Below are 24,901 nucleotides of genomic sequence, written 5' to 3' on the forward strand. Positions count from 1 at the left end.
TACCGTTGAGCCATGCCAGCACATCACAATCATCAAAATTGGCCTCAACTTTGACAAGGATTAGTATACAATTTAATTAAACTTTTTTCAACCTCAAATTTAGCTATTTTAGTTGTTTATTGCCGCTTACCTTATATTCTTTATTGAATGCTCACGATTACACCTTATTACGTTTTTTAAGGCCTTTTGAGCGGAATACCTCCTGGCCTGTTAGCTATAAGGTCTTTGATAGCAGTATACCCTTTATGAAAATCAAATATCCCTTAAAATTAATAAACCCATTACAAATAATTTAAAAATAGTCTAATAAAGGAATTTGCCCCTATTCTTAAAAAGGTATAGGGGTTTGTAATCAACCTATAATAAATTAATTAATTTATTTAACTTAATGCTTACTTAATCATCTTTATTCTCTACTGTTCCCATGTCTATGTACTTTGAAAATATTTCTTTTACTTCGCTTACCTGTTTAGCCGTTACTCTCTCTTCAAGAATTGCCATAGCCTGCCTTACTCCTATTTTTTGATTTTTATAGGATAAATATTCTTGAAATCTATTAAAATCTTCCTCTTTAAGTTTCCTAGATACTGAAAGAATTTTAGCCTTTTCTTCTAAGGAAAGATAAGAACTTATTTCCTCCACTGGTACTTTTATAACTTGATTCTTTTTTCTTTTTTCAATGTTATAGGCATCAAATTCACCTGTAATTTTATCACTATTTTCTAGTTCAGATAACTCTTCCATTGTATTCCTCATAATACTTACACTTTTATCTTTTTTATAAGTATCGCTATCTGACCCACTATCATTTCCTTGAATTAAATCCCTTGAGTTATAGCTAGAAACAAGTTCTTCCTCATTTTTGCCCTTTGAGTTATTCACTGCACTTTCTGTACTTTCATCCCATATATTTTTTTGTTCCTTCTCTAATGATTCCTTTTGATCTTTCTTAACTATTGTAATATTATGGTTGATATCCTTGTTAGGAACATTATGTTCAAGCATAATATAGATACAAATTATACTATAAACAATTATAATTGTAGAATAAAAAGTTTTTTTCAAACTATCACTTCCTATTATATATAATTTATTACCTACTACCTCTTAATTATGTTCTTAATGGATTTTTTTATTCCTAACATATTCAAATCTATGGAGAAATTGGTATGCTCTTAGTTTTATTTTAAATTATTGGTCTAAACTTCATTTAATGTATTTACCTTACTTTGTATAAAGTTACTCTAATCTTAAAGTTTTTATAAGCCTATTCATTAATTATTTAACATGTCCACACTACTTAATTTTTTATATTTTCTCTATTAATCAGCCTAACAGTGTTTTTAAAATAATAATTGCATATATATCCTCATATAAATAAATAGGGGGTGTGTGTTCAGTGAGTAAGATTAAAACGCATTATAAGGAACCTTTAGGATATTATAACTTAGCTCATTTTATTAAGGATCATTTAGATGATAATACCATTATAGTGTGTATAGGCACTGATAGATGTATTGGAGATTGCTTAGGCCCTTTAGTAGGAACTTATCTAAAAGAAAGATTTTTTCCTCTTCCTGTGTACGGTACTATTTCTGAGCCTATACATGCTTTAAATCTTGAAGCAAGATTAGCTGAGATTAAATCATCTCATCCTAACTGTAAAATTATAGGTATAGATGCTTGTTTAGGCCCCTTTTCAAGCATTGGGGAAATTCAAGTTAGAAATTATCCAATTAACCCCGGAAAAGGAGTTGGTAAGATCCTTCCTCCTGTGGGTGATATATCAATAATTGGAATAGTTGATTCTAGTGATGATGATGAACCCTTTACCTCTAGGAACATAAGATTAAACTTAATTGTACAATTGTCAAAAATTATAACTCACAGTTTAATGCACGCCTATTACTTAAGCTTCTACTGCAAAGATCAATTTAATTTGGACGAAGTGAAATAACTTGTGTGTAAACCGTGAAGGAGATAAACCTGCCCTATACTAAAGCAAAAGCAATATAGCCCATGGCTATATTGCTTTTTTTTAGTCTATTATGGATACATGTTGACTACTAAATGAATCATCTAATTTATCAATGTAGTCTAAAACTTTTCCAGTTCCTAGTGCTACGCATGAAACTGAATCTTCTGCTACATAAACGGGTACCTTTGTAATCTCTTGAATTAGCTTGTCTAATCCATCTAATAAAGCACCACCGCCAGTCATAATAATTCCTTTATCAGCAATATCAGATGCTAATTCTGGTGGGGTTTTTTCTAAAACAGAATGAGTACATTCAGCAATGGCATAAACTGCTTCCTTTAACGCTTCTCTCATTTCACTTGAATTTACCAGTATATTCTTGGGAAGTCCTGTAATAAGGTCTCTTCCTCTTATTTCCATACTCACTTCTTCTTCCTTAGGGTATGCACAGCCAATATTAATTTTTAAGTCTTCCGCTGTTCTCTCACCTATCATAAGCTTATGTTTCTTTCTAATGTAACGAATAATTGCCTCATCAAACTTATCTCCCGCAACTTTAATTGATTCTCTAACAACCATTCCGCCTAGGGAAATAACCGCAATATCGGTAGTTCCTCCACCAATATCAATTACCATGTTTCCGCTAGCTTTCGTTATATCTAATCCTGCACCTATAGCTGCTGCTAGAGGCTCTTCTATTAATTGAACCTTCTTTGCACCTGCATTTCTAGCTGCATCTTCTACAGCTCTTCTTTCCACTTCTGTTGCTTCACAAGGAACGCAAACCACAACCCTTGGTGCTGACATTTTTCTTTTTCCGCATGCTTTTTTTATAAAATGCTCAAGCATCTTTTCTGTAACATCATAATCTGAAATTACACCATTTCTTAGCGGACGAATTGCAACTATATTACCAGGTGTCCTTCCAATCATTTTTCTAGCTTCTTCACCAACTGCTAACACTTTATTAGCATTTTTGTCAATAGCTACAACTGACGGTTCCTTCAAAATTACACCTTTACCCTTAATGTACACTAGCACTGTAGCAGTACCTAGGTCTATACCCATATCTGTACCCATTCCAAAAAAAAACATCTTAAATTTCACTCCTGCTCTTCTGTATATTTGTATTATAATAATCTAAATTTCGCTAAAATTTGTCTTAATTACTATTATAATACTAAATATTTTATCCTTCAATCGTTTTATATTTCATTTTTGTGGCTTTTCCACCTCTAATGTGTCTCTCTGCTTTATTTAAATTTAAGATAGTTTTTGCTTCTTCAGCTACTTGAGGATTTATTTTAGGTAATCTCTCAGTCATATCCTTGTGTATTGTACTTTTACTAACTCCAAAAACTGATGCTGTTTTTCTTATAGTAGCTTGTGATTCAATAATGTATCTAGCGACCTCCAGTACTCTATCTTCGATGTAATCTTTCAAAGTGTTACCTCCTTAACCCTTCTATATTTATAAATATGCTGAAAACTAATGTTAAATTACTTTCTTATTAGTCATTTTCCGATTATATCGGAAAATGACTAAAATAAATTTTGAAAAATATGTTATTTACTTTTTGTAGTTAACATATGAAGCCGGATCTACATTTTTTCCATCCTTAAGAACTTCGAAATGAAGGTATGTACCATACTCTTCATAAGCTAAGTTAGTAGTATTTCCAACTTTACCAATTTCTTGAGAAGCTTTTACTTTATCACCTTTTTTTACTGCTAGCTTTTCGTCTAAATTAGCATATCTAGTAACTAAACCATTTTGATGGTCAATTTCTACAAATACACCTTCAGTAGTACGATCTACATTTTTTACAACTCCGTCTGAAACTGCTACAACAGATGCGCCTTTTTCAGCTTTAATATCCATTGCTGGGTGAGTCTTGTGATCATTTGTAGTTTTAAATTTAACTGGATCCTCTGAATAGGCTCTACCTAGAGAACCTTTAACTGGACTAACAAAGTTTTTGTTTCCTGTGTTAGAAACAGCTTGACTTTTGTTCTGAACTTGTACATTTGGTACTGGTTTTATATCTTCCTTCACTTGAAGAGCACCTTGAGGATCTTTTGGCTCAACTACTGTACCCTTTTGCTCCTGTGTTGTAGTTGGATTTATTGCTGTATCTTTATTTCCTCCAGCTGTAATAGCTGCTACTGTTGCTACAGCACATAAACATACAAAGAGTATTACGTAAAAGCCCTCCTTCTTAATAAACTGTTTAAACTTATTAAATTTATTGTTCATAAAAACACCTCCACCTGTATTCTGGACTCATATTTGGAAAATAATACATGCAAAAGAAAATTTTTTATTTTTTTTTATAACAAAAGCACCTGCAGAAGTTTTTCCCTTCTCCAGGTGCTCTTATTATGTTTGTATCAATACTTATTTATTTATAATCTCAATATTAACACCACTATAGTAATGAAAAAGTATATCCTTATATGCTTTACCTGCTTTGGCCATTACATTAGCTCCCCATTGACTCATACCAACTCCATGACCGCTACCTACACATCTAATTACTATATCTTTATCTAAAAACTCCATTTGAAAGTTTGCAGACTTTAAATTAAACAGCACTCTAAAAGTTTTTCCAGGTATAGTTATGTTTCCAAGTTTTATTTCCTTTACACTTCCACCTTCAGTTCTACTCACTATTTTAACCTGACTTTTAACTTTACTAGCACTTACTCCTGCATCCTTATACTGGTTGTTTATGGTAGATGTAAACTTAGAAATGGGTATGGTTACACTACTTTTATAACTAGGAGATACATCTTCACCTGGGCTATCTACACTTCTTAAGTAAGGTAATGCACTAACAAACACCTCTTCTACATTTTCTGTCTTACCACCACTAGTAGAAAAATAGTATGCACCCTTTGCAAGTTCATTATTATAGGTAAGTACCATCCCCTTGGTTTCACTTACTGCTTCTTCAATTTTAGCCCAATTTTTTTCCCCATTTACACCCCAAGCCTTTAACCTAGCTTCCTTATTCATATACACTTGGCAATGTACTGTGTCACAGAGGTCTGCCCCCTTAGCATTTGCACAAGCTCCACCCAAAGCTTTCGTATGGGCTACAGTATAAGTCCTTGCCGCAATAGCTTGAGCTTTTAACGCTTCAATTTCAAAGGTCACAGGCATTTCACTACTTATAACCCCTTTAATATATTCTTCTAAGGGCAAATTAGCAACTCTTCCTTCCTTAGTTAAATATACCTTTACATCACTTACCACTAGGTTAAACTCTTTCTTTGTTTCACCTTGCTCCTTTGACACTATTTCTCCCCCATTGTTATTTTGTACATTTTCTTCTATATTGGCAATATTCCCATTTTCAGGGCTTGTTTCATTCCTTCCCAAAATTAAGTAGACAGATATAAATAAGAATCCAACAGCTAACCCAAAATACATAAATACATTTAGTAATGGCTTTGCAGATTTATATAGTTTTTTTCCATAGTTTATTCTTTTATTAGTTTTATAGTAGCTCATTATTTTTCCTTCCTTTCGTTGCGGATATTAAATTGTATTACAAATGTGGTCCTAATATTACTACAAATATACATTTTCTAAAGTTTCATGGGTAAAAAAATAAGGTCGTAATTATCTATGCGGATAATTATGACCTTATTTTCACCTTATTCTACTCTTACAATATCTGCTCCCAAAGCTTTTAATTTTTTCTCAATAGAAACATATCCTCTATCTATGTGATATACATCATTAATAACAGTTTCTCCTTTAGCACATAAACCAGCTAAAATTAAGGATGCTCCTGCCCTTAAATCTGTTGCCTTCACTTCGGCTCCTGTAAAATCATGAACACCTTCAATTATAGCACTTCTTCCATCAATCTTGATATTTCCACCCATTCTTGTAAGTTCTCCAACCTGCATAAATCTATTTTCAAAGATAGTTTCAGTTATTATGCTTGTACCTTCAACCTTAGCTAATAAACTCATCATCTGGGATTGCATATCTGTAGGGAATCCTGGATAAGGCATGGTTATAATATCAATAGGCTTTAACTCCACCTCGCCATTAATAACCATAGTGTCATTATTTATGTCTATCTTTACACCCATTTCTCTAAGCTTTGCGATAACTGGTTTCAAATACCTCTCATTTATACCCTTCAAAGTAATTGTACTGTTAGTTATTGCTGCTGCTATCATAAAAGTTCCTGCTTCTATTCTATCAAATATAGGCTGATATTCTATTCCTGTAAGCTTTTCCACTCCAATTATAGTAATGGTATCACTACCTTCACCTTGAATGTTAGCTCCTAGTTTTTTTAAGAACATAGCTAAATCAATAATTTCAGGTTCCTTAGCAGCATTTTCAATAACCGTAGTGCCTTTAGCTAAAGTAGCAGCCATCATTATATTTTCAGTAGCACCTACTGATGGAAAATCTAAATATACATTAGCCCCTACTAAATTGTCTGCAACGGCTTCAACATAGCCATGACCAACCTTTATTTTAGCTCCCAAAGCAGCTAATCCTTTAAGATGTAAATCTATTGGCCTAGACCCAATATTACATCCTCCTGGAAGAGAAATTTTGAATCTACCAAATCTAGCTAGCATTGCACCCATTACTAAAAATGAGGCTCTCATTTTTCTCACTAATTCATCACTTACATTTACGTCACTTAAATTGCTTGTGTCAATTTCAACTATATTATTAGCTTTATCTATATTAACTTTTGCAAGAAGTGTTTTTAAAACATCACATAATACAAATACATCTTCTAGCATGGGGGAGTTTTTGATAGTACACTTTCCTCCACTTAAAATTGTTGCTGCAAGTATTGGTAGTACAGAGTTTTTTGCTGAACTTATGTTCACTTCTCCACTTAGCTTTTTACCACCCTTTATAATAAATTTACCCATTTTCATCCTCCAATTATCATGCTATCTTTAATAATCTAAAGTTATTTCTGGTGTACCCATTACTAAATAGCACCCTGAGGAATACTTAACCACCGCACAATGAAAATCTACATCCATGTTTCCAACTTTTTTAGAATCATATAAATTAGTATTGCAAATAATACTATACCCATTATACAACTTAGCTTTATTAATATTCTTAGCTTTACTTTGCTCAAGTTCATTCATTACAAAATTATTAACTTCATCTAAGTTGTTGTTTAAGATTTTACCTTTTATACATTGTGAGTAAGTTATCCTGCTATTTACATGGGATAAAATCTCTGAAAGTTTACTTTTTAATTCCTTTGTTCTATTTTCTTTTTCCTTTTTTATTACTGTAATCACAACTACATTTTTGTCTTTATAAGGTGTTGAGGTTATACTTCCTTTATAAATTTCATTAGAAAATATAATATTGCTAAACTCATCCTTATCATTCACAGTATATTCCATTTTTCCTAAAGTGGCACTTGCTTTCCTTACTATTTCTTTACAAGCATCCATCCCTTGAGAATCTGAATTAAAGGTGGCTGTAACTGAATATTCACTTACTTCTATATTCCTATTAGATAAGAGTTTTTCAAACATATCAACTTGACCTTGTACATAAATAAAACTACTATTAATCACCAATATAATTAGTGTTAGGATTAATACTATAACAGTTTTAAATTTATAATTCATATCAACTCCCCCTTATAACTTAAAGTATTAACAATTTTTCAAATCTTATTCCATATATTTACATTTATATGCTATAGGAACAAAATCGCCTCTCCAAACTGCAATGGAGAGGATTTAGGGGAATTAATATTATTATTCTTAATATCAATATATAAAATTACATGGAAAGTGTTACTTTCTATTATATCCCGTTGAATATTCCAGTATATACTCCTCCAAATCAGCTGTCTTGTTTAAAATGTGAGCAGGTTCATAAACTAGATTCCATACCCTAGATTCACCTGCATTAAGTTCTCCAAATTCATCCCTTGAAAGCTTAAAGGTAGCTGTTGCTATAACTTCGCCATTCTTTTTTATATCTACCTTTGCGTCTATATTATACACAGTATAATTATATCCATTTCTAATAAATACAGACAAAACTAAGGCTCCATCTTGCCTAAATTTCGCAGAAAAACCATTGAAACTAATATTATCTTTTTCTGGGTTTCCTAATTTGTCTAAGTATCCTTGTAACTGATTCTTAGTTTCCTGAGAAACTTCGTCTTGATTCACTTTAGGTCCAAAGCTAAAATTTTGAGTCTTCAAGTCTTCATCTTTACTTTTATCATTACTAGCTACTTCACCCTTGTTACCATCTTTAAAATTATTTTCTTTCACTTGCTCCTTTCCACACCCTGTAATAAGAAAACATATTATTAGTATTACTCCAATTATTTTTTTCATATTAATTCTCCTAGCATATACATATATTTATAGTATTCCCATAACTTCTACCTTGCTGTAGAAAAGTAATTCTCCAGTCTTCATTACTAGCAAATTTCTTTAACAAAATTAAGCTTTAATAATCTAAAAATTCTTTATCCAATTTAAAATTCCTGCTAACTTTCTACGTTAAATCTAACTTTTAGCACTTACTAAGCTTTAAATTCACCATTTTATCTATTTTATACATATACCTTATTATTTATTACTATCCGTAGGTATAATAATAAATAATTGTCCCTATGAAAAAAGCAGATACTCAAGTATCTGCTTTTTTCATAGGTGCTTATATTTGTTGGGCAAGCTTTAATCTAGCTAAAGATCTTAAAAGTGCTAGTTGTACCCTAGTTGAATCTAAATTTTTATCTTTTTCTTTCATTCTAGATTCTGCACGTTCCTTAGCCTTTTCTGCCCTTTTCTTGTCTATTTCTTCTGGCCACTCTGCTGAGTTACAAAGCAAAACTGCCTTATTATTGTTTACCTTAAACACACCATCGGATGTAAATGCAGTATGTTGTTTTCCACTTACATCTTGAAAAGTTGTCACTGTAGGTACTAAAGTAGCTATCATAGGTGCATGATTTGGAAGAATTCCAAAATGCCCTTCACTTCCTTCACAATTTAAAGATACTACTTCTCCTATGAATAACTCTCTATCTGGCGTAATTATTGTAAGATGAAATTTGTTTTCCATAGTTTTTCACTTCCATTCCAATAATTATGAGCCATAGGCATCTATTCACCCATTGTTTTTGCTCTTTCAATTACATCATCAATAGTGCCTGCAAATAAAAAGGCTGCTTCTGGCACATCATCATGCTTGCCCTCAAGAATTTCTCTAAATCCTCTTATAGTTTCCTTTATAGGTACATATTTGCCTTTATATCCTGTGAATTGTTCTCCTACAGTAAATGGTTGCGATAAAAATCTTTGCACCCTTCTTGCTCTACCAACAACAAGTTTATCTTCTTCTGAAAGTTCATCTACCCCTAATATTGCAATAATATCTTGAAGTTCTTTATACCTTTCAAGGATATGCTTAACTTTAGCCGCTACCTCATAATGCTCTTCTCCAACAATTCTAGGGTCTAGAACTCTTGATGAAGATTCTAATGGATCTACTGCTGGATATATACCAAGTTCAACAATAGATCTTGATAAAACTGTTGTAGCATCTAAGTGGGTAAAAGTAGTAGCTGGCGCTGGGTCAGTTAAGTCATCCGCTGGTACGTATACTGCTTGAACTGAAGTAATTGAGCCATTTTTAGTAGAGGTAATTCTCTCTTGTAAAGCTCCCATTTCAGTAGCAAGGGTTGGCTGATAACCAACAGCACTTGGTATTCTTCCAAGCAGTGCTGACACTTCTGAACCGGCCTGAGTAAATCTAAATATGTTATCTATGAATAAAAGCACGTCCTGGCCTTTATCTCTAAAATACTCTGCCATAGTAAGTCCAGTTAAAGCTACTCTCATTCTAGCTCCTGGTGGTTCATTCATTTGTCCAAAGACTAAAGCTGTCTTTTCAATAACACCTGACTCCATCATTTCATTATAAAGGTCATTACCCTCTCTTGTTCTTTCTCCAACTCCTGTAAATACAGAAAGTCCTCCATGTTCCCGTGCAATATTATTAATTAACTCTTGGATTAGTACAGTTTTTCCAACCCCTGCACCACCAAACAATCCTATCTTTCCACCACGTTGATATGGTGCAATCAAATCTATAACCTTTATTCCAGTTTCGAACATCTCTGGTTCTACTGACTGTTCTTCAAAGGTTGGAGCTGGTCTATGAATTGTATAGTACTCTTCTGCCTCAAGGGCTTCTTTCTCATCCATTGTATGTCCTAAAACATTAAAAAGTCTTCCTAGAACTTGTTGTCCTACTGGTACTTGTACTGGCTTCCCTGTATCAACTGCCTTAACTCCTCTTTTTAATCCCTCTGTGCTTTCCATAGCTATTGTCCTAACTATATCATCACCTATATGTTGTTCAACTTCTGCAATTATAACTTTGCCATCCATTTTAATTTCTATAGCATTGTAAATATTAGGAAGTGAATCTGTATCAAACTTTATATCTATTACTGGTCCTATTATTTGAACTACTTTTCCTATATGTTGTGACATTTTAACCCTCCAAATTATTTAGTGCCTTTTATGCCACTATTTTTGTGCTTGAGCACCGCCCACTATTTCTGATATTTCTTGCGTAATAGCACTTTGTCTAATTCTGTTATACTTTAAATTTAGTTTACCAATTAGCTCATCGGCATTTTTAGTGGCACCTTCCATAGCTTCCATTCTGTAGCTTTGTTCTGATACCTTTGCATTAACCATTGCATTTAATACTAACGAATTTAAATAAGGTGCTATTAACTTATCTAGAAACTCTTCTTTATCTCCTTCAATATCAAAATTACTTTCATAATTCCCACTTGAGGATTCTGAAACTAAAGGTAATAACTTCACTGACACCGGACCCTTTCTAAGTTGGTTTACAAACTTAGTATAAACTAAGTGTACTTCTCCAACTTCGCCATTTGTGAACATATTTAGCCCATGTCTGCAAATTATGCTGGACTCTTTAACTGTTGGTACATCTGGAATTTCAACATATTCAGCCACAGTGTCATATCTATACTTTCTCAGTAGTGTTCTTCCTCTTTGTCCAATCATCATAACAATATAGTTTTCCTTATCAGTTCCAATTATCTCATTGGTTTTAGACAAAACACTACTATTATAAGAACCACAAAGTCCCATATCTGAAGTTACTACGATAATTAGTTTTTTATTACTATTATTCCCTTTTATAAGTATATTTTCACTTGATAATGAAGGAACTACTTCATCCACAATTTCCTTATATGCATTGAAGTAGTTATTGTTTTCATTTAACCTTGCTCTAGCTTTCTTTAGTTTAGACGTGGCAACCAGACCCATGGCCTTTGTAATTTTCTTAGTATTTTGCACTGATTTAATTCTTCTTTTAATATTAACTAATCCTGTTGCTGCCATGTTTCCCACCTCCTGCAAAACATAGTAGATTAACTAAGTTCTGCTAAAAATATCTTTTTATATTCATCAATAGCCTCATTTAAATTTGCCTTTATTTCATCATCTAAAGCTTTTCTTTCATTGATAAGCTTTGTAATTTCTCTATAATGAGTATCTATATACTCTAAGAAACTCTTCTCAAAGCTTTTGATTTTATTAACAGGTATATCCATTAAGAAATTATTAACTCCTGCATAAAGGATTACAATTTGCTTTTCTACGTCCATAGGAACATATTGATCTTGCTTTAATATCTCTATTAATCTTTTTCCTTTTTCAAGTCTCTTAACCGTTTCCTTATCTAGGTCAGATCCGAACTGTGAAAAGTTTGCTAGTTCTCTATATTGAGCTAATTCTAATCTTAAAGTTGCTGCTACTTGTTTCATTGCTTTTATTTGAGCACTTCCTCCAACCCTTGAAACTGATATTCCCGCATTAACTGCTGGTCTTTGTCCTGAATAGAAAAGCTCAGCCTCTAAGAATATCTGTCCATCTGTAATGGAGATTACATTTGTTGGTATATAAGCTGTAACATCTCCTGCCAAAGTCTCTATAATTGGAAGGGCAGTAATGGATCCTCCTCCAAGTTTTTCTGAAAGCTTAGCAGCTCTTTCAAGTAGTCTTGAGTGTAAATAGAATACATCTCCAGGGTACGCTTCTCTTCCTGGTGGTCTTTTAAGAAGTAACGACATGGCTCTATAAGCTACTGCATGTTTTGATAAATCATCATAAATTATCAAAACATCTTTTCCCTGATGCATGAAGTACTCTCCCATACTACAACCAGCAAAAGGTGCTAAATATTGTAATGGTGCAGACTGAGAAGCAGTGGCTGCAACTACTATTGTATAGTCCATAGCACCCATTTCTCCTAGTGTATTAACAATATGAGCAACTGTAGACTGCTTTTGGCCTATAGCCACATAAATACAAACTACATCCTTACCCTTTTGATTTAATATAGCATCAATAGCCAGCGCTGTTTTACCAGTTTGTCTATCTCCTATAATAAGCTCCCTTTGTCCTTTTCCTATAGGTATCATAGAGTCAATAGCTTTAATACCTGTTTGTAAAGGTTCCTTAACCGATTGTCTTTCAATAACACCTGGTGCTTCCACCTCTACAGGTCTGTATTTCTCTGTAATTATAGGACCCTTGCCATCTACTGGCTGACCAAGAGAATCTACAACTCTACCAATAAGCTCTTCACCTACTGGAACTTCTACAACTCTACCAGTTCTCTTAACAATATCCCCTTCTCTTATACCTTCCTCTGATCCTAGTAACACACAACCAACATTGTCTTGTTCTAAGTTTAGAGCAATACCATAAACTTCATTTGGGAATTCCAAAAGTTCTCCTTCTAGACAATCATCTAGTCCATAAACCCTTGCTATTCCATCCCCAATTTGAATAATAGTTCCTGAATCAATTGTATTTATATGGCTCTCATATCTTTCAAGCTCTTTTTTTATAATAGATGTTATTTCACCTGGTTTAATGTGCATAATTTCACCTCTACTCCTATAACTTGCTCACAAATTTATTAGGACATTGTTCTTCTTATAGTTATTAGCTTTCCCTTAACTGTACCATCAGTAATATCATCACCAATTCTTACATAAACTCCACCTATCAAACTCTTATCTATTTTTTCAGTAATTACAATTCTTCTTCTGTAAAAATCTTCCAAACAGTCTTTTAAGTTGTTTTTTTGTTCTTCTGTTAAAGGAATCACTGTTTTTATTTCCGCACTTAATATCTTATTAAAGTTATCTGGTCCTTTAAATCCTTCATGGAATTTCCCTAAATCCTCACTGTTAGTTAGTTCCTCTAAAAAATCCCCTTCAATTACATCGTTGCCCACTATAACCTTAACACCACTTATAATTGAAGCATCAAAAATCTGCTTTATAACTATGTCTCTGCTATAAAATTTCCCAAGCTTCAATCTTAATACTTCTATTTTCTCCTGCGAAAGAGGACTAGAAGTTATAACTTCTGCTACCAATTCTTTATTTAATTCATTAAAGTTATATCTGGATCTTTGATTGTTTTCCACTAAATCCTTCATATCTTTTAACTTATTTTTTACTGAACCATCTATAACATCACTACCTACCATGACAATTATTCCACCTATGATAGATTTATCTATTTCTTCTTCAAGAATAATTTCTTTTCTATAGGTTTTTTCTAATTTTTCCTGTAGAGCTTCTTTTTGAAGTGATGTTAGAGGTACTACAGTTTTAACCTTAGCTAACACTCTATTAGTACGTTCTAAATGAATTAATTTAAATTGATTATATTTTTCTTTTAGATAAAGTATCCTCTCTTTTTCAATAAGCAAAAGAAGAAAATTCAATATTTCTTCAGAAATCTTTCCTTCATAAATCTCTTTGAAAATTCTTTTCTTAGCTGATTTGCTTATTTGAGGATGCTTTGTAATCTTAATAAGGCCTTCATTATTTGTTATTTCTTCAACTATAGTTTCCAATTCTTCTAGGACCTGTTCTATGTTGCCTTTTTCACTACAAGCATCATAAAGAGCAAGTGCGTATCTTCTATCTAAAAACTCATACATGGTTTAACTACCTACCTTAGTAATAAAATCATCAATTAATCGTTTATGTTCTTCCTCATCAATTTCCTTTTCCAATGCTTTTTCAGCGAACTTCATAGATAAGTTAATTATTTGTGATTTTATTTCTTTTTCTGCTTTTTGTTTTTCTCTTTCTGCTTCTACTACAGCTCTTTCGTGGATAAGTGTAGCTTCCTTTGTAGCATCTTCTATAGTTTCTGAATAAACTTTGTCTGCCTTAGTTTTATAAGCTTCAACAAGCTTTACTCCATCTTCCTTATATCTTCTTATATTTTCTTCATGTTCCTTTTTAAGCTGCTCAGCCCTAGCCTCTTCATCTCTAGCCTTTTTAAATGCTTCTTCAACTTCCGCTTTTCTGTCATTAATTACTCCAAGGGTTTTTTTGAACACAAATTTCTTAAGTATAAAATAGAATATAAAAAAGTTAATGGTTGATGCAATTATTATACTTCCATGTATATCCATTATATAAAATCCTGGCTTAAAGCACCTTAAGGCTATCCAATAAGCCAGGATTTACACCTACCCTTCTTTAAAAAATTTGATACAGTCTAATAAATTATTATTAGCCTTTTACTCCCATAAGGATTAGTAATAAACCTAATAGGAAACCATAAATTGCAGTCGCTTCTGATAATGCTCCCCCGATAATTAGTGCAGTCATTATTTTACTGCTAGCATCAGGTTGTTTTGCAATACTCTCTACAGCCTTAGCTGTAGCATTTCCTGTTCCAATACCTCCACCTATTACTGCAAGAGCTGCTATTCCTGCTCCAATTGCTGACATTCCTGCTATAAAAGCTGCTGATTCCATAATAAAAATCCTCCTTAAATTTCATCAAATATATTACTAAATGTTTTTCTTTGTACCTTAAGCACATTTTTATACTAGTTCATTCTTTTTTAAGTAACTAACTATTTTAACAAGTTCTGTGAAAACATATATAATTCTTACCTAACTCTATTTTTACCAGAAACTAATTAATTACTTAATAATTTTAATGCTCTGAAATTATTTTGATATTTATCATTGTTAACATAACAAATATCACCATTTGAATAGTTCCATCAAATACATCAAAGTAAAAATGGAATGGCACTGGAATTCCTAATGTGGTAATGAAGCTAATTCCATGAAGCGCTTCATAAAGGAGTTCCATGATAATAGTTGCTGCAAAAATATTACCAAACAATCTCAGACTAAGTGATATTGGTAACATAATTCTCTCCATTATGTTTATGGGAAGTAAAATTGCAACTGGTGAAGCATATCCTTTGAAATACCCCAAGAGACCAAGTTTTTTAATGGTGTATCCCTGGATTATTAAAAATGTAGTAAAAGATAATCCTAAAGTTACACTAAAATCTGAAGTTGGCGGCTTAATTCCAAAGAGCCCAACCATATTTAATATAAAAAGATAAATTCCTAGTGAACCAATATAGGGAACAAAGCTTCTCTTTCCTTCCCCCATATTTTCATCTACAGTTTTAGTTAAAAACTCAACAAGTATTTCCACTATACTTTGAACTTTTCCCGGAATCCTCTTAATACTTTGGCTATAAATTAAGGATAATATTAAAGCTATTAATATTACTACCCATTGAATTATAAGACTATCAGTTATATAAAAAGGAAAACCAAATAAATTCAAGACATATCTTGGCAATACTTCTTCCATATAATCACTTCCTTTCATTAGACTTTAGATTTAACCCATAGAGTACCATTGATATTAATTGTGAAGTATATCCTATTATGTATATTATGAAGTTTAGATCACTTTTAGTAATAATTATAATTCCTGTTATACTCACAAGTAAGGTTCTGAATAAGGTGCCAAATAAAATAAACATTCTTTTTCCTGGATTATATTTTGTTAATAGATAATTCGTTACTAAAGAATTAATACTTAAATTAATATAGGCGAAAAAAATTCCTAAGAAAAAAAACATTGCTGAAATTCCATAAAAAATATAACCCACGGTAATAAATATTAAACATAAGATTAAGTCGTAAGTAGCTATTTTCTTTAAAAGCACTTTATTTAATTCATTCACCTTTGTTCTCCTCTATTTTAAAACTAATTAAGATTATATAATTATAAATAGTTTATTAAAACCCCATTAAACCTTTAAATTCCCCTATTTTGTTTAATATTATTCATTTACATGAAATTAGTCTGGATTTAATCTGAATATCAGCATTTATCATCACTTCTCATTACTCTTAGATAATCTTCTTAAAAATTATTCAATTTTTTATTTACCACAATTAGTTTTATAATTTATTTAAGTTTTTATGAATAATACAACTGAATATTATTCATAAAAACCTGTTTATCACTGTATATTTCTCGTATAAAGACTCACGGAATATATTTTTATTCCTTTTTGTGAATATTTTATTAATTTACAATGCAAACTATTATGTTAATTGCAATTTTATTTTATTGTAATTTCATTATTCCCTCTATTTAATAACGTTTACAGGGAATTTACGCACTTATACGCTATTATGTAGATATTTTTACTATATTCTCTTTATAATATTCTGCATATTTCACACTATTTCTTCAATTATGCGTCCTAATAAAATAAAAAAACTAACAAGTAACTTCATTAGTTATACTTGTTAGTTTGTATTTTACTAATTACTCTTTATTTCCCTTTTTAAACATATTACACTTCCAAGCGATTAAAAATATAATTAATGCCACTAGTGCAAATAAAAAATATGCCTTTCTACTACTTAACTGCATAGCTATTACTGCAAGGGCCCCTAAACAAGCTCCAATTAAGTACATAATCAAAACTGCTTGTCTTTGTGTAAGTCCCAAGCTCAACAATCTATGGTGAAGATGACCTTTATCACCCTCCATAATTGGTTTCTTATTTATCACCCTTCTAATCATAGCAAACAACGTATCATATATCGGTAATCCTAGTGCTAATAAAGGCACAGCAATAACTAAGGAAGTAGCTGACTTTATAGAGCCATCAATAGATATTGCAGCCAGCAAAAAACCTAGTAATTGAGATCCTGTATCACCCATAAAAATACTAGCTGGATTAAAGTTATATGGCAAGAACCCAAGTATAGCTCCACTTATAATAGTTGTGAGAAGTATAGTATTATGTCTTCCATTAATTATTGCTACAACTAACATAGTGATAGATGCTATAAACGCTATTCCAGCTGCAAGCCCATCTAATCCATCTATTAAATTAAAGGCATTTGTAATTCCAATAACCCAAAGAATAGTAATGGGAATGCTAAAATAAAATAAATTTATATATGGGTAAATATTATGAAAAGGATTAGTTACTAATCTTATGGTTATTCCAGATAAAATTAAGCATATGGATGCTAGTATTTGAATTAGAAGCTTGTACTTGGGCGCTAAACACTTTATATCATCGATAATTCCCCCAATTACTATTATAGTACATCCAATTATTAATCCATAATTAAAGCTATGAAACTTGTTAACATTCAATAATGCTACTATTACAAAACTAATGTATATGCTCAAACCACCCATCCTAGGAATTGGAATGCTATGTACCCTTCTATCATCTTTCGGTACATCTATAGCATTAACCTTATAAGCTAGCTTGATTACTAGGGGTGTAATACAAAACGAAACAACTAGCGCAATTGAAAATATGATTATTTTACTCATAAAAACCATCCTAATAATTTATTTGTTTTTAGTATCCTCCGTCTCCTGACAAGGATTCATCATTTATTACCCAGTAGTCAACGCTTACAACTCTGTAGTCTTTATCTGTATCCCGAATTATTACTTCAGAAATTCCTGAATTAATAATCAATCTTTTACACAAAGAGCAAGACGAAGCATTTTCAACCAAATTGCCTGTAGCCACTTCTTTTCCCACCAAGTACAAAGTAGCACCAATCATATCTTGCCTTCTTGCAGATATAATTGCATTTTGTTCAGCATGAACTGATCTGCAGAGCTCATATCTTGTGCCTCTTGGTACCTTTAATTCCTCACGTTTACAATATCCCAAGTCAGTACAATTAACTCGTCCTCTTGGAGCCCCTGAATATCCAGTAGATATAATTTCATCATTCTTTACTATTATAGCCGCGAAGTTTCTTCTTATACAAGTTCCTCTTTCAAGGATAGTTTCGCATATATCTAAATAATAATTATGTTTGTCTATTCTATCTATCAATGTCTACACCTCATTGTTTTATATTTAAATATATTTTATACTATAAGCAACAAATTTAAAAGAGAATTTTAGTATTGACTTAAGCAACAATTATAATTATATACTAAATTCCATAAAGTTGCTCTATTATTTCTAAATCTATGCTAAAATACTCATAACAATAATTAGATAAAAAGGTGATTATTATGAATAAATTTATTCAACCCCTACGAAAATGTATACTTTTTAAAGGCCTTTCAGATGATGAAATAGATAGTTTACTAAGTAAAATTAAATTTACCCTCTATGAAAAATGCATGAACTGCATAAACTGCAAAACTTGTATTTTAGCATTAGAGGGTGACGACTGTACCTCAATAGGTATTGTCCTACAAGGAAACGTGGAAATTCAAAAGCATTATCCTAACGGCAAAATCGTTTCCTTAAGCAGCTTAAATGAAGGAAAGATCTTTGGGGAGGCTATAGTGTTTTCCTCCCACCATAAATATCCTGCAACTATAGTCACTATGAGAAATTCAAAAATAATGCACATTTCTAGAGAAGATATCATATATATGTGTAGTGTAAATTCTCAAGTGCTTAAAAACTTCATGGAGCTTTTATCTTCTAAAATACTAAACTTAAATAAAAAAGTTACTGAACTATCTCTAGAAACACTAAGACAGAAAATAATCTTTTACTTGCTACAGTTATATAAAGAACAAAAAACTTTAAAACTAATGCTACCTATTTCTAAAAAGAGTCTAGCCGAATATTTAGGTGTACAAAGACCTTCCCTATCAAGAGAATTAATCAATATGAAAAATGAAGGCCTTATAAATGCAGAAAAAGATTTAGTTGAAATACTAGATATAGAAACTTTACAAGATTACATTAATATTTATTAAACAAGGTAACATTACTACTGTTAACAATCTTTACCTAAGCTTGCAAGCTTACATTAGTATTTGTTAAACTACTAATGTAGCTAGTGATTTTATATGTACTAAGGCTTTTAGCTTTATTACAATGCAGGCTTTTAAGACCAAAACTAACCTTATTGATTTTAAAAATTCTTAAACTAATAATATGTTGTCGAAATTTAAATTAATTTTTCGAATAAAAAATAATAATTTTCTATTGATAATTATTATCCGATAGTATATAATAAATTCATAAGGTTGGACGAAAACAAATTACCAACACAGTAAAAATTAACTAAATTAATATATTAAAAGGTTTTAAGGAGGAATATTTATTATGAAAAAATTTGTATGTACAATTTGCGGTTATATTCACGAAGGAGATGCAGCTCCAGAGTTTTGCCCAGTATGTAAGGCACCTGCTTCTAAATTTGTAGAAAAAAATGAAGATTCACTATCATGGGCAGATGAACATAGAATAGGCGTTGCAAAAGACGTTGATCAAGAAGTTATAGAAGGATTAAGAGCTAACTTCGTTGGAGAATGTACAGAAGTAGGAATGTACTTAGCTATGAGCCGTCAAGCAGACAGAGAAGGATTCCCTGAAGTTGCTGAAGCTTATAAAAGAATAGCTTTTGAAGAAGCAGAACATGCAGCTAAATTTGCTGAATTATTAGGTGAAGTTGTTGTAGCTGATACAAAAACAAACTTACAAATGAGAGTTGATGCTGAGCATGGTGCTTGCCAAGGTAAGAAAGACCTAGCTACACTTGCTAAAAAATTAAACCTAGATGCAATCCATGATACAGTTCATGAAATGTGTAAAGATGAAGCTAGACATGGTGCAGCATTTAACGGATTATTACAAAGATATTTTGGAAACAAATAACATTTAATTACGTAACCCTATCCCCTAAGATAAAAAAACTACCTCTATAATTTAAACATTAGAATAAAAAATGTGTAGAGATTATTCTCTACACATTTTTTATTTGCTAAAAATTATAAACTTATAGTTTTTTACCTTAACCAGCTTTAACCATTCTATTTAGTTCCAAATAATCTATCTCCTGCATCTCCAAGACCTGGAACTATGTATCCGTGATCATTTAAACATTCATCAATAGCAGCTACATATATGTCTACATCAGGATGAGCGTCCATTACCGCTTTGATTCCTATTGGTGCTGCAACTAAGCACATTAATCTTATATTCTTAGCTCCTCTTTTCTTTAAAGCATGAATAGCATCAACAGCTGATCCACCTGTGGCAAGCATAGGGTCTGTTACTATAACATCTCTTTCCTCTATGTCTTGTGGCAGTTTGCAAAAGTATTCTACTGGCATTAAAGTTTCTTCATTTCTATAAAGACCAATATGACCTACTTTAGCAGCTGGTATTAATTTAAGCATACCATCTACCATTCCAAGTCCAGCTCTTAGAATTGGAACAATTGCAAGTTTCTTTCCTGCTAATACTTTACATTTAGTTTTACAAATCGGAGTTTCTATTTCAACTTCTTCAAGTTGAATATCTCTTGTTACCTCATAAGCCATAAGCATAGCAACTTCTTCAACAAGCTCTCTAAAATCTTTTGAACCTGTATTCTTATCTCTAATAAAAGCTAATTTGTGTAATATAAGTGGATGTGCAATTTGTGTAACTTTACTCATTTTTTCTTCCCCCTAAAATTTTTACTTATTATATTTTTTCTCAATTTCACTAATTTTATCTACTCTTCTTGTATGACGATCTCCTTCAAATTTGGCATTTAAAAAGGTATCAACAATATCAAGAGCAAGTCCTGGTCCAACAATTCTTTCTCCAAGAGCTAGAATATTGGCATCATTATGCTCTCTTGTAGCATGAGCACTAAAGGTATCGCTGCAAAGTGCAGCTCTAATTCCAGGAACCTTATTAGCTGCAATGCTAATTCCAATTCCTGTTCCACACACTAATATTCCAAAGTCATAGTTTTTAGCTACAACTTCTTCTGCAACCTTTTCTGCAAAGTCCGGATAATCACAAGATTCCTCACTATATGCTCCAAAATCCTTAAATTGTATTCCTTTCTTTTCAAGGTGTTTTATTATTTCTTTTTTAAGTCTTAATCCACCATGATCGCTTCCTAATGCAATTTTCATATTCAGTACCTCCTTAAAATTAGGCATCTGAAAATAAATAACAAGTCAAAGATGTGAAGTATATTATGGGTTAGCCAAGGAAACAGGTTCCTTAGATAGTAGAGCTATCTAAGAGCTCTGCTGACGAAGTATAACACAAAATAGACGAGCATACTGACTTATTTATTTTTTGAAGATGCCTTATAGTATATGCAAAAAAAAAGATATCAGTATAAATACTAGTATCTCTTTTTTAATATCTCAATTAGAGATAAGATGTCCTGGGTAAGCATCTCAAAAGTTTGAGAATAAACATCTATATTGCCGCCAAAAGGGTCAACTATATCCCCACTGTTGCCGACAAATTCTCTAAGGCTATGAACTTTTTCATTAAACTCTGGAAAATTATTAATAATTATATCCTTCATGTAGGCTGTCATAGTTAAGACTAAATCAGCTTCACTTAACATATCCTTAGTTAACTGAACCGCTTGTCTATCTGAAAGATCTATATCATATTTATCCCTCAGAATTTTTACCGTATGCTTTGATGCCAGAGAAAATGGGACTATTGATAACCCTGCTGAAGTTGCCTGCAAACTATCCACATTACAAAGTTTATTAAATATTGCTTCTGCCATATTACTTCTACATGTGTTTCCTGTACAAACAAATAATATCTTCATTATTTTTCTCCTTTCTTAAGCAATTATCGTAAAAACTGAACCTAGCTAAATTGTTTAGATATAGAATTTTACCATGATTAAGCTTCTATAATATCAAAGCCTGCACTCTTTTTCAGCCTATTCATTATAGCTGTTCCAAAATCCTGCTCATTGAAGCCTTCACAAAGAATTACATCAATGTCCATAGTATCAAAACTTCTAAGAACCTTAAATAAGTTTTTACCTATTTGAGAAAGATTAGCTCTACTTCCTAAAGAAATTACTACTTCATTATTATATCTTTCTTTAGTTTCATCCGTAGCTATAACTCCAACCTTTTTGCCATGTTCTATATAATTTAACACTATTTCATTGATTTTTGCAATAGTTTTTTCTATATCTCCATTTATTATTTTTACCGGAGCCTTTGGTGCATAATGTCTATACTTCATTCCTGGCGCCTTTGGCTTAAAATCTTCCTGTGGTTTTGTTAAAACCGATGGATCAATATAAACATTTTCATCTAATTCCCTAAGCATTTCAACGGTAATAGCCCCAGGTCTTAATATACAAATAGGATTCACTGTACAATCAACAATAGTTGATTCCAGTCCAACTTTACTATTTTCTCCACCTAAAATATAATCAACCTTACCGTTTAAATCCTCAATGCAACTCTCCACATCTGTTGGACTAGGTCTTCCCGATATATTAGCCGATGGAGCTGCTATGGGAACTCCTGCAGCTAGTATTAACTCCCTTGCAATATCATTAGCTGGCATTCTTATTCCCACAGTAGAAAGCTTTGCACTAGTCATCATTGGAACTAGCTCACTTTTCTCAAGAATCAGAGTTATAGGCCCTGGCCAATAACTCTTAATTATTTCCTTTGCAACAGTAGGTACTGTTTTAACATAAGGACTTATATTAAAATCCCCTACATGAATTATTAGGGGATTATCTTGAGGTCTTCCTTTTGCAACAAAGATTTTTTTAACTGCTTCTTCATCTAGGGCATTAGCTCCTAAGCCATAAACCGTTTCTGTAGGAAAAACCACAACCCCACCTTTTTTAATCACTTGGGCTGCTTCTTCTATAATATCCTTGTCTAGTTTTTGTTCATTTAAAATTGCAACTTTTGTTTCCACACTTAACACCTCAATATTATGTTCACTGTTTGAACTTTATAGGCTTTTAGGATAATACTACTCTATTAATCTTAAAAACCTTTAGGAAACCAAGGTGACTTAACTAATAAACGTGTTAACTTTGGTTCCCTATAAAATTTAATTAATTACTTTACTTATAAATAATTATCTGCATATTTCTTGTCTTATATAACATTTATCATAATAAATCCAAAAATAATACCTGCTAATATAGTAACTGCATTTCTATAATCACTACAAAGTTCGTTGCTTTCAGGTATCATTTGTCCAAATACTACATATAGCATTACACCACTAGCAAAGGCTATACAATAACCTAAAAAAGCCTGAGATATAGCCCCAATTAATATACCTATCCAAGCTCCAATAGCAGTAGGAAGAGCTACTAAAAAGGCGTACCATAGAATCCTAAGGCCTCCAACTCCCGATGCAATAAGAGGAGCTGCAATTGCTATTCCTTCTGGCATATCATGAATTGAAATTAACAAGCTCATTTTTATTCCTAAATTAGCTTCCTTTACAAACCCAAATCCCATAATAATTCCTTCTGGAAAGTTGTGTAACATAAGGCCTAGAGCCATTAAAAAAGCGACTTTTTTATGACTATTATTGGCCCATTTTTTGTCCTTACTCAAATAATCTGTAAATCCTATTACTATTATTCCAATTAATATAGCAATAAAAGTAGCTAAAAAATTCGTCTTCTCGATTGCCTCAGGTATAAGTTCTAAAAAAATTATAGAAATCATAATACCAGAAGCAACACCTAAAATGCTTCCAAGAAGCTTTCTAGTGGGTTTCTTAATGGTTACTCCTATAAAGGCCCCAAGCAATGTACCAATCAAGGATACTATAGCTGAAAAAAGCCCTATAGTGAAAATAGTGTTATTCATATTATTCCCCCCATAAATATAAAATAGCTCGTCTTAACTTTAAGATAAATTTTAATATATTATCTAAAGGTCTTAAGAAAACTAAGTCACTTGTTTATATGCTCTACCCTATAACTTTAGTTCTCTATACTAACAATTTATTTTCACATCTATGGGTTTATTCTAATTTCTAGTTTCTTTAATTCTCTCTACCGCACTTTCGGTAAAAACTGCAGTAGCACAGTATTTATACAAGAAATTTAACAGAAGATATTTCTTCATTCCGCCCTTTCTTACAAAGAAGAAATAGTAGGGGCCCTCCTCTGGCATTTTTACCTTGTTATATACTTTTTCTACTTCTGGGTATTTTTCTAAAACCTTAAAATCTAAATGTCCCAATCTTTTATTTCTAAACCTGGATTTTGTTACAATCATTAAATCAAAATTCTTCTCATTATTTAGAATGTGAACTATAGCTACCTTTTCCGTGGAAATATGGTACCTAATTTTTCTCGCACTAGTAATTATAGTTAGCTTAGTACCACTAACTTTATAAACTAAATATTCTTCATTATGTCTAATTAACATTGAAAAAACAATTAAACTTTCAATAAGAATTAAGTAAAATATAAAAAACATATTAAAATTTCCACTTACCTGCAATACAATGGGCAAAAGTACAAAAATAAAGCCCATTGACAGCATAAACCTTTTATAAGATTTTTTTTGCTTTCGTAGGACTTTATCTATATCCATAAAACACCTTCCAAATTATATTAGTAAATTTTATCCTGTCGCTTTTGCTATAGGGCTCCAGAGTTAAAGCTTAATTTATATATAACTCCTGCCTTGGTCCCTTAAGGCTTTTTGTGAAGAACAAGGTACATTTTCACCTTAAAAGCCTATAGCTATTCA

Annotated in this window: 27 protein-coding genes and 1 pseudogene; 3 read left to right on the plus strand and 25 right to left on the minus strand. The window is 31.9% G+C overall.

Features of this window, described 5'->3' with window-relative positions; translation table 11 throughout:
• Positions 1 to 396: 396 nt before the first annotated feature.
• Positions 397 to 1,065, minus strand: a complete 669-nt coding sequence (locus B3040_RS01245) for a hypothetical protein (RefSeq protein ID WP_291569442.1) — start codon at positions 1,063 to 1,065, stop codon at positions 397 to 399.
• Positions 1,066 to 1,399: 334 nt separating this feature from the next.
• Here B3040_RS01245 and yyaC point away from each other — a divergent pair, with 334 nt between their 5' ends.
• A complete protein-coding gene (yyaC, locus tag B3040_RS01250) occupies positions 1,400 to 1,957 on the plus strand; it encodes a spore protease YyaC (protein ID WP_017413499.1) in 558 nt (185 codons plus the stop codon).
• An 81-nt stretch (positions 1,958 to 2,038) separates the two neighbouring features.
• On the opposite strand, the gene B3040_RS01255 is transcribed toward yyaC, so the two are convergent.
• The 18 genes and pseudogenes from B3040_RS01255 to B3040_RS01340 form a co-directional block, all read right to left on the minus strand.
• Positions 2,039 to 3,073, minus strand: coding sequence for a rod shape-determining protein (locus tag B3040_RS01255; RefSeq protein ID WP_291569444.1), 1,035 nt, complete (start codon positions 3,071 to 3,073; stop codon positions 2,039 to 2,041).
• A 94-nt stretch (positions 3,074 to 3,167) separates the two neighbouring features.
• The gene (spoIIID, locus tag B3040_RS01260; protein ID WP_017413501.1) at positions 3,168 to 3,422 is read right to left on the minus strand and encodes a sporulation transcriptional regulator SpoIIID; all 255 of its coding nucleotides are present in this window, start codon (positions 3,420 to 3,422) and stop codon (positions 3,168 to 3,170) included.
• Between the two features lie 126 nt (positions 3,423 to 3,548).
• A complete protein-coding gene (locus B3040_RS01265) occupies positions 3,549 to 4,235 on the minus strand; it encodes a M23 family metallopeptidase (RefSeq protein ID WP_291569445.1) in 687 nt (228 codons plus the stop codon).
• A 141-nt stretch (positions 4,236 to 4,376) separates the two neighbouring features.
• The gene (gene spoIID / locus B3040_RS01270) at positions 4,377 to 5,495 is read right to left on the minus strand and encodes a stage II sporulation protein D (protein ID WP_291569447.1); all 1,119 of its coding nucleotides are present in this window, start codon (positions 5,493 to 5,495) and stop codon (positions 4,377 to 4,379) included.
• A gap of 146 nt (positions 5,496 to 5,641) precedes the next feature.
• Positions 5,642 to 6,898, minus strand: a complete 1,257-nt coding sequence (murA, locus tag B3040_RS01275; protein ID WP_291569448.1) for a UDP-N-acetylglucosamine 1-carboxyvinyltransferase — start codon at positions 6,896 to 6,898, stop codon at positions 5,642 to 5,644.
• 27 nt (positions 6,899 to 6,925) lie between these two features.
• A complete protein-coding gene (locus B3040_RS01280; protein ID WP_291569449.1) occupies positions 6,926 to 7,624 on the minus strand; it encodes a hypothetical protein in 699 nt (232 codons plus the stop codon).
• Positions 7,625 to 7,795: 171 nt separating this feature from the next.
• The gene (locus tag B3040_RS01285; RefSeq protein ID WP_291569450.1) at positions 7,796 to 8,350 is read right to left on the minus strand and encodes an SLAP domain-containing protein; all 555 of its coding nucleotides are present in this window, start codon (positions 8,348 to 8,350) and stop codon (positions 7,796 to 7,798) included.
• A gap of 325 nt (positions 8,351 to 8,675) precedes the next feature.
• Positions 8,676 to 9,083, minus strand: coding sequence for a F0F1 ATP synthase subunit epsilon (locus B3040_RS01290; protein ID WP_291569451.1), 408 nt, complete (start codon positions 9,081 to 9,083; stop codon positions 8,676 to 8,678).
• A 41-nt stretch (positions 9,084 to 9,124) separates the two neighbouring features.
• Complete coding sequence (atpD, locus tag B3040_RS01295) at positions 9,125 to 10,519, minus strand: F0F1 ATP synthase subunit beta (protein ID WP_291569452.1); 1,395 nt, start codon at positions 10,517 to 10,519, stop codon at positions 9,125 to 9,127.
• Positions 10,520 to 10,555: 36 nt separating this feature from the next.
• A complete protein-coding gene (gene atpG / locus B3040_RS01300) occupies positions 10,556 to 11,410 on the minus strand; it encodes an ATP synthase F1 subunit gamma (RefSeq protein ID WP_291569453.1) in 855 nt (284 codons plus the stop codon).
• Positions 11,411 to 11,439: 29 nt separating this feature from the next.
• Entirely contained in the window at positions 11,440 to 12,957 is a 1,518-nt protein-coding gene (atpA, locus tag B3040_RS01305; protein ID WP_291569454.1) for a F0F1 ATP synthase subunit alpha, read from the minus strand.
• A gap of 38 nt (positions 12,958 to 12,995) precedes the next feature.
• A complete protein-coding gene (locus B3040_RS01310; protein ID WP_291569618.1) occupies positions 12,996 to 13,523 on the minus strand; it encodes a F0F1 ATP synthase subunit delta in 528 nt (175 codons plus the stop codon).
• Positions 13,509 to 14,033, minus strand: a pseudogene (locus B3040_RS01315) (F0F1 ATP synthase subunit delta); the annotation flags it as partial. The pseudogene B3040_RS01315 and the gene B3040_RS01310, both read right to left, overlap by 15 nt.
• 3 nt (positions 14,034 to 14,036) lie before the next feature.
• Complete coding sequence (locus B3040_RS01320; RefSeq protein WP_291569455.1) at positions 14,037 to 14,516, minus strand: F0F1 ATP synthase subunit B; 480 nt, start codon at positions 14,514 to 14,516, stop codon at positions 14,037 to 14,039.
• A 100-nt stretch (positions 14,517 to 14,616) separates the two neighbouring features.
• Positions 14,617 to 14,865: an ATP synthase F0 subunit C gene (gene atpE, locus B3040_RS01325; RefSeq protein ID WP_017413513.1), complete on the minus strand. Its 249-nt coding sequence runs from the start codon at positions 14,863 to 14,865 to the stop codon at positions 14,617 to 14,619.
• A 184-nt stretch (positions 14,866 to 15,049) separates the two neighbouring features.
• Positions 15,050 to 15,730 (minus strand): F0F1 ATP synthase subunit A, encoded by a 681-nt coding sequence (locus B3040_RS01330; protein ID WP_291569457.1) that lies wholly within the window; start codon positions 15,728 to 15,730, stop codon positions 15,050 to 15,052.
• Positions 15,731 to 16,702: 972 nt separating this feature from the next.
• The gene (locus B3040_RS01335; RefSeq protein ID WP_291569458.1) at positions 16,703 to 17,734 is read right to left on the minus strand and encodes a glycosyltransferase family 4 protein; all 1,032 of its coding nucleotides are present in this window, start codon (positions 17,732 to 17,734) and stop codon (positions 16,703 to 16,705) included.
• Between the two features lie 28 nt (positions 17,735 to 17,762).
• Complete coding sequence (locus B3040_RS01340; protein ID WP_026050895.1) at positions 17,763 to 18,251, minus strand: deoxycytidylate deaminase; 489 nt, start codon at positions 18,249 to 18,251, stop codon at positions 17,763 to 17,765.
• Positions 18,252 to 18,439: 188 nt separating this feature from the next.
• Between B3040_RS01340 and B3040_RS01345 the strand changes: the two genes are divergently transcribed.
• Positions 18,440 to 19,141 carry a Crp/Fnr family transcriptional regulator gene (locus tag B3040_RS01345; protein WP_291569459.1) on the plus strand — a complete coding sequence of 234 codons (702 nt, stop codon included), beginning with the start codon at positions 18,440 to 18,442 and terminating at the stop codon, positions 19,139 to 19,141.
• Between the two features lie 352 nt (positions 19,142 to 19,493).
• A complete protein-coding gene (locus tag B3040_RS01350) occupies positions 19,494 to 20,045 on the plus strand; it encodes an NADH peroxidase (RefSeq protein ID WP_291569460.1) in 552 nt (183 codons plus the stop codon).
• A 155-nt stretch (positions 20,046 to 20,200) separates the two neighbouring features.
• On the opposite strand, the gene upp is transcribed toward B3040_RS01350, so the two are convergent.
• The 6 genes from upp to B3040_RS01380 form a co-directional block, all read right to left on the minus strand.
• Positions 20,201 to 20,830 carry a uracil phosphoribosyltransferase gene (upp, locus tag B3040_RS01355; protein WP_291569462.1) on the minus strand — a complete coding sequence of 210 codons (630 nt, stop codon included), beginning with the start codon at positions 20,828 to 20,830 and terminating at the stop codon, positions 20,201 to 20,203.
• A 21-nt stretch (positions 20,831 to 20,851) separates the two neighbouring features.
• Positions 20,852 to 21,301, minus strand: a complete 450-nt coding sequence (rpiB, locus tag B3040_RS01360) for a ribose 5-phosphate isomerase B (protein WP_291569464.1) — start codon at positions 21,299 to 21,301, stop codon at positions 20,852 to 20,854.
• A gap of 218 nt (positions 21,302 to 21,519) precedes the next feature.
• Positions 21,520 to 21,966 carry a low molecular weight protein arginine phosphatase gene (locus B3040_RS01365; protein WP_291569466.1) on the minus strand — a complete coding sequence of 149 codons (447 nt, stop codon included), beginning with the start codon at positions 21,964 to 21,966 and terminating at the stop codon, positions 21,520 to 21,522.
• A 77-nt stretch (positions 21,967 to 22,043) separates the two neighbouring features.
• Entirely contained in the window at positions 22,044 to 23,093 is a 1,050-nt protein-coding gene (locus tag B3040_RS01370; protein ID WP_291569468.1) for an L-threonylcarbamoyladenylate synthase, read from the minus strand.
• 185 nt (positions 23,094 to 23,278) lie between these two features.
• Positions 23,279 to 24,007 (minus strand): ZIP family metal transporter, encoded by a 729-nt coding sequence (locus B3040_RS01375; RefSeq protein WP_291569470.1) that lies wholly within the window; start codon positions 24,005 to 24,007, stop codon positions 23,279 to 23,281.
• Between the two features lie 162 nt (positions 24,008 to 24,169).
• The gene (locus B3040_RS01380; RefSeq protein WP_291569472.1) at positions 24,170 to 24,742 is read right to left on the minus strand and encodes a hypothetical protein; all 573 of its coding nucleotides are present in this window, start codon (positions 24,740 to 24,742) and stop codon (positions 24,170 to 24,172) included.
• Between the last annotated feature and the right edge of the window lie 159 nt (positions 24,743 to 24,901).

The organism is Clostridium sp. UBA4548, from assembly GCF_002387895.1.
In the GTDB taxonomy this organism is placed as follows: Bacteria; Bacillota; Clostridia; order Clostridiales; family Clostridiaceae; genus Clostridium_J.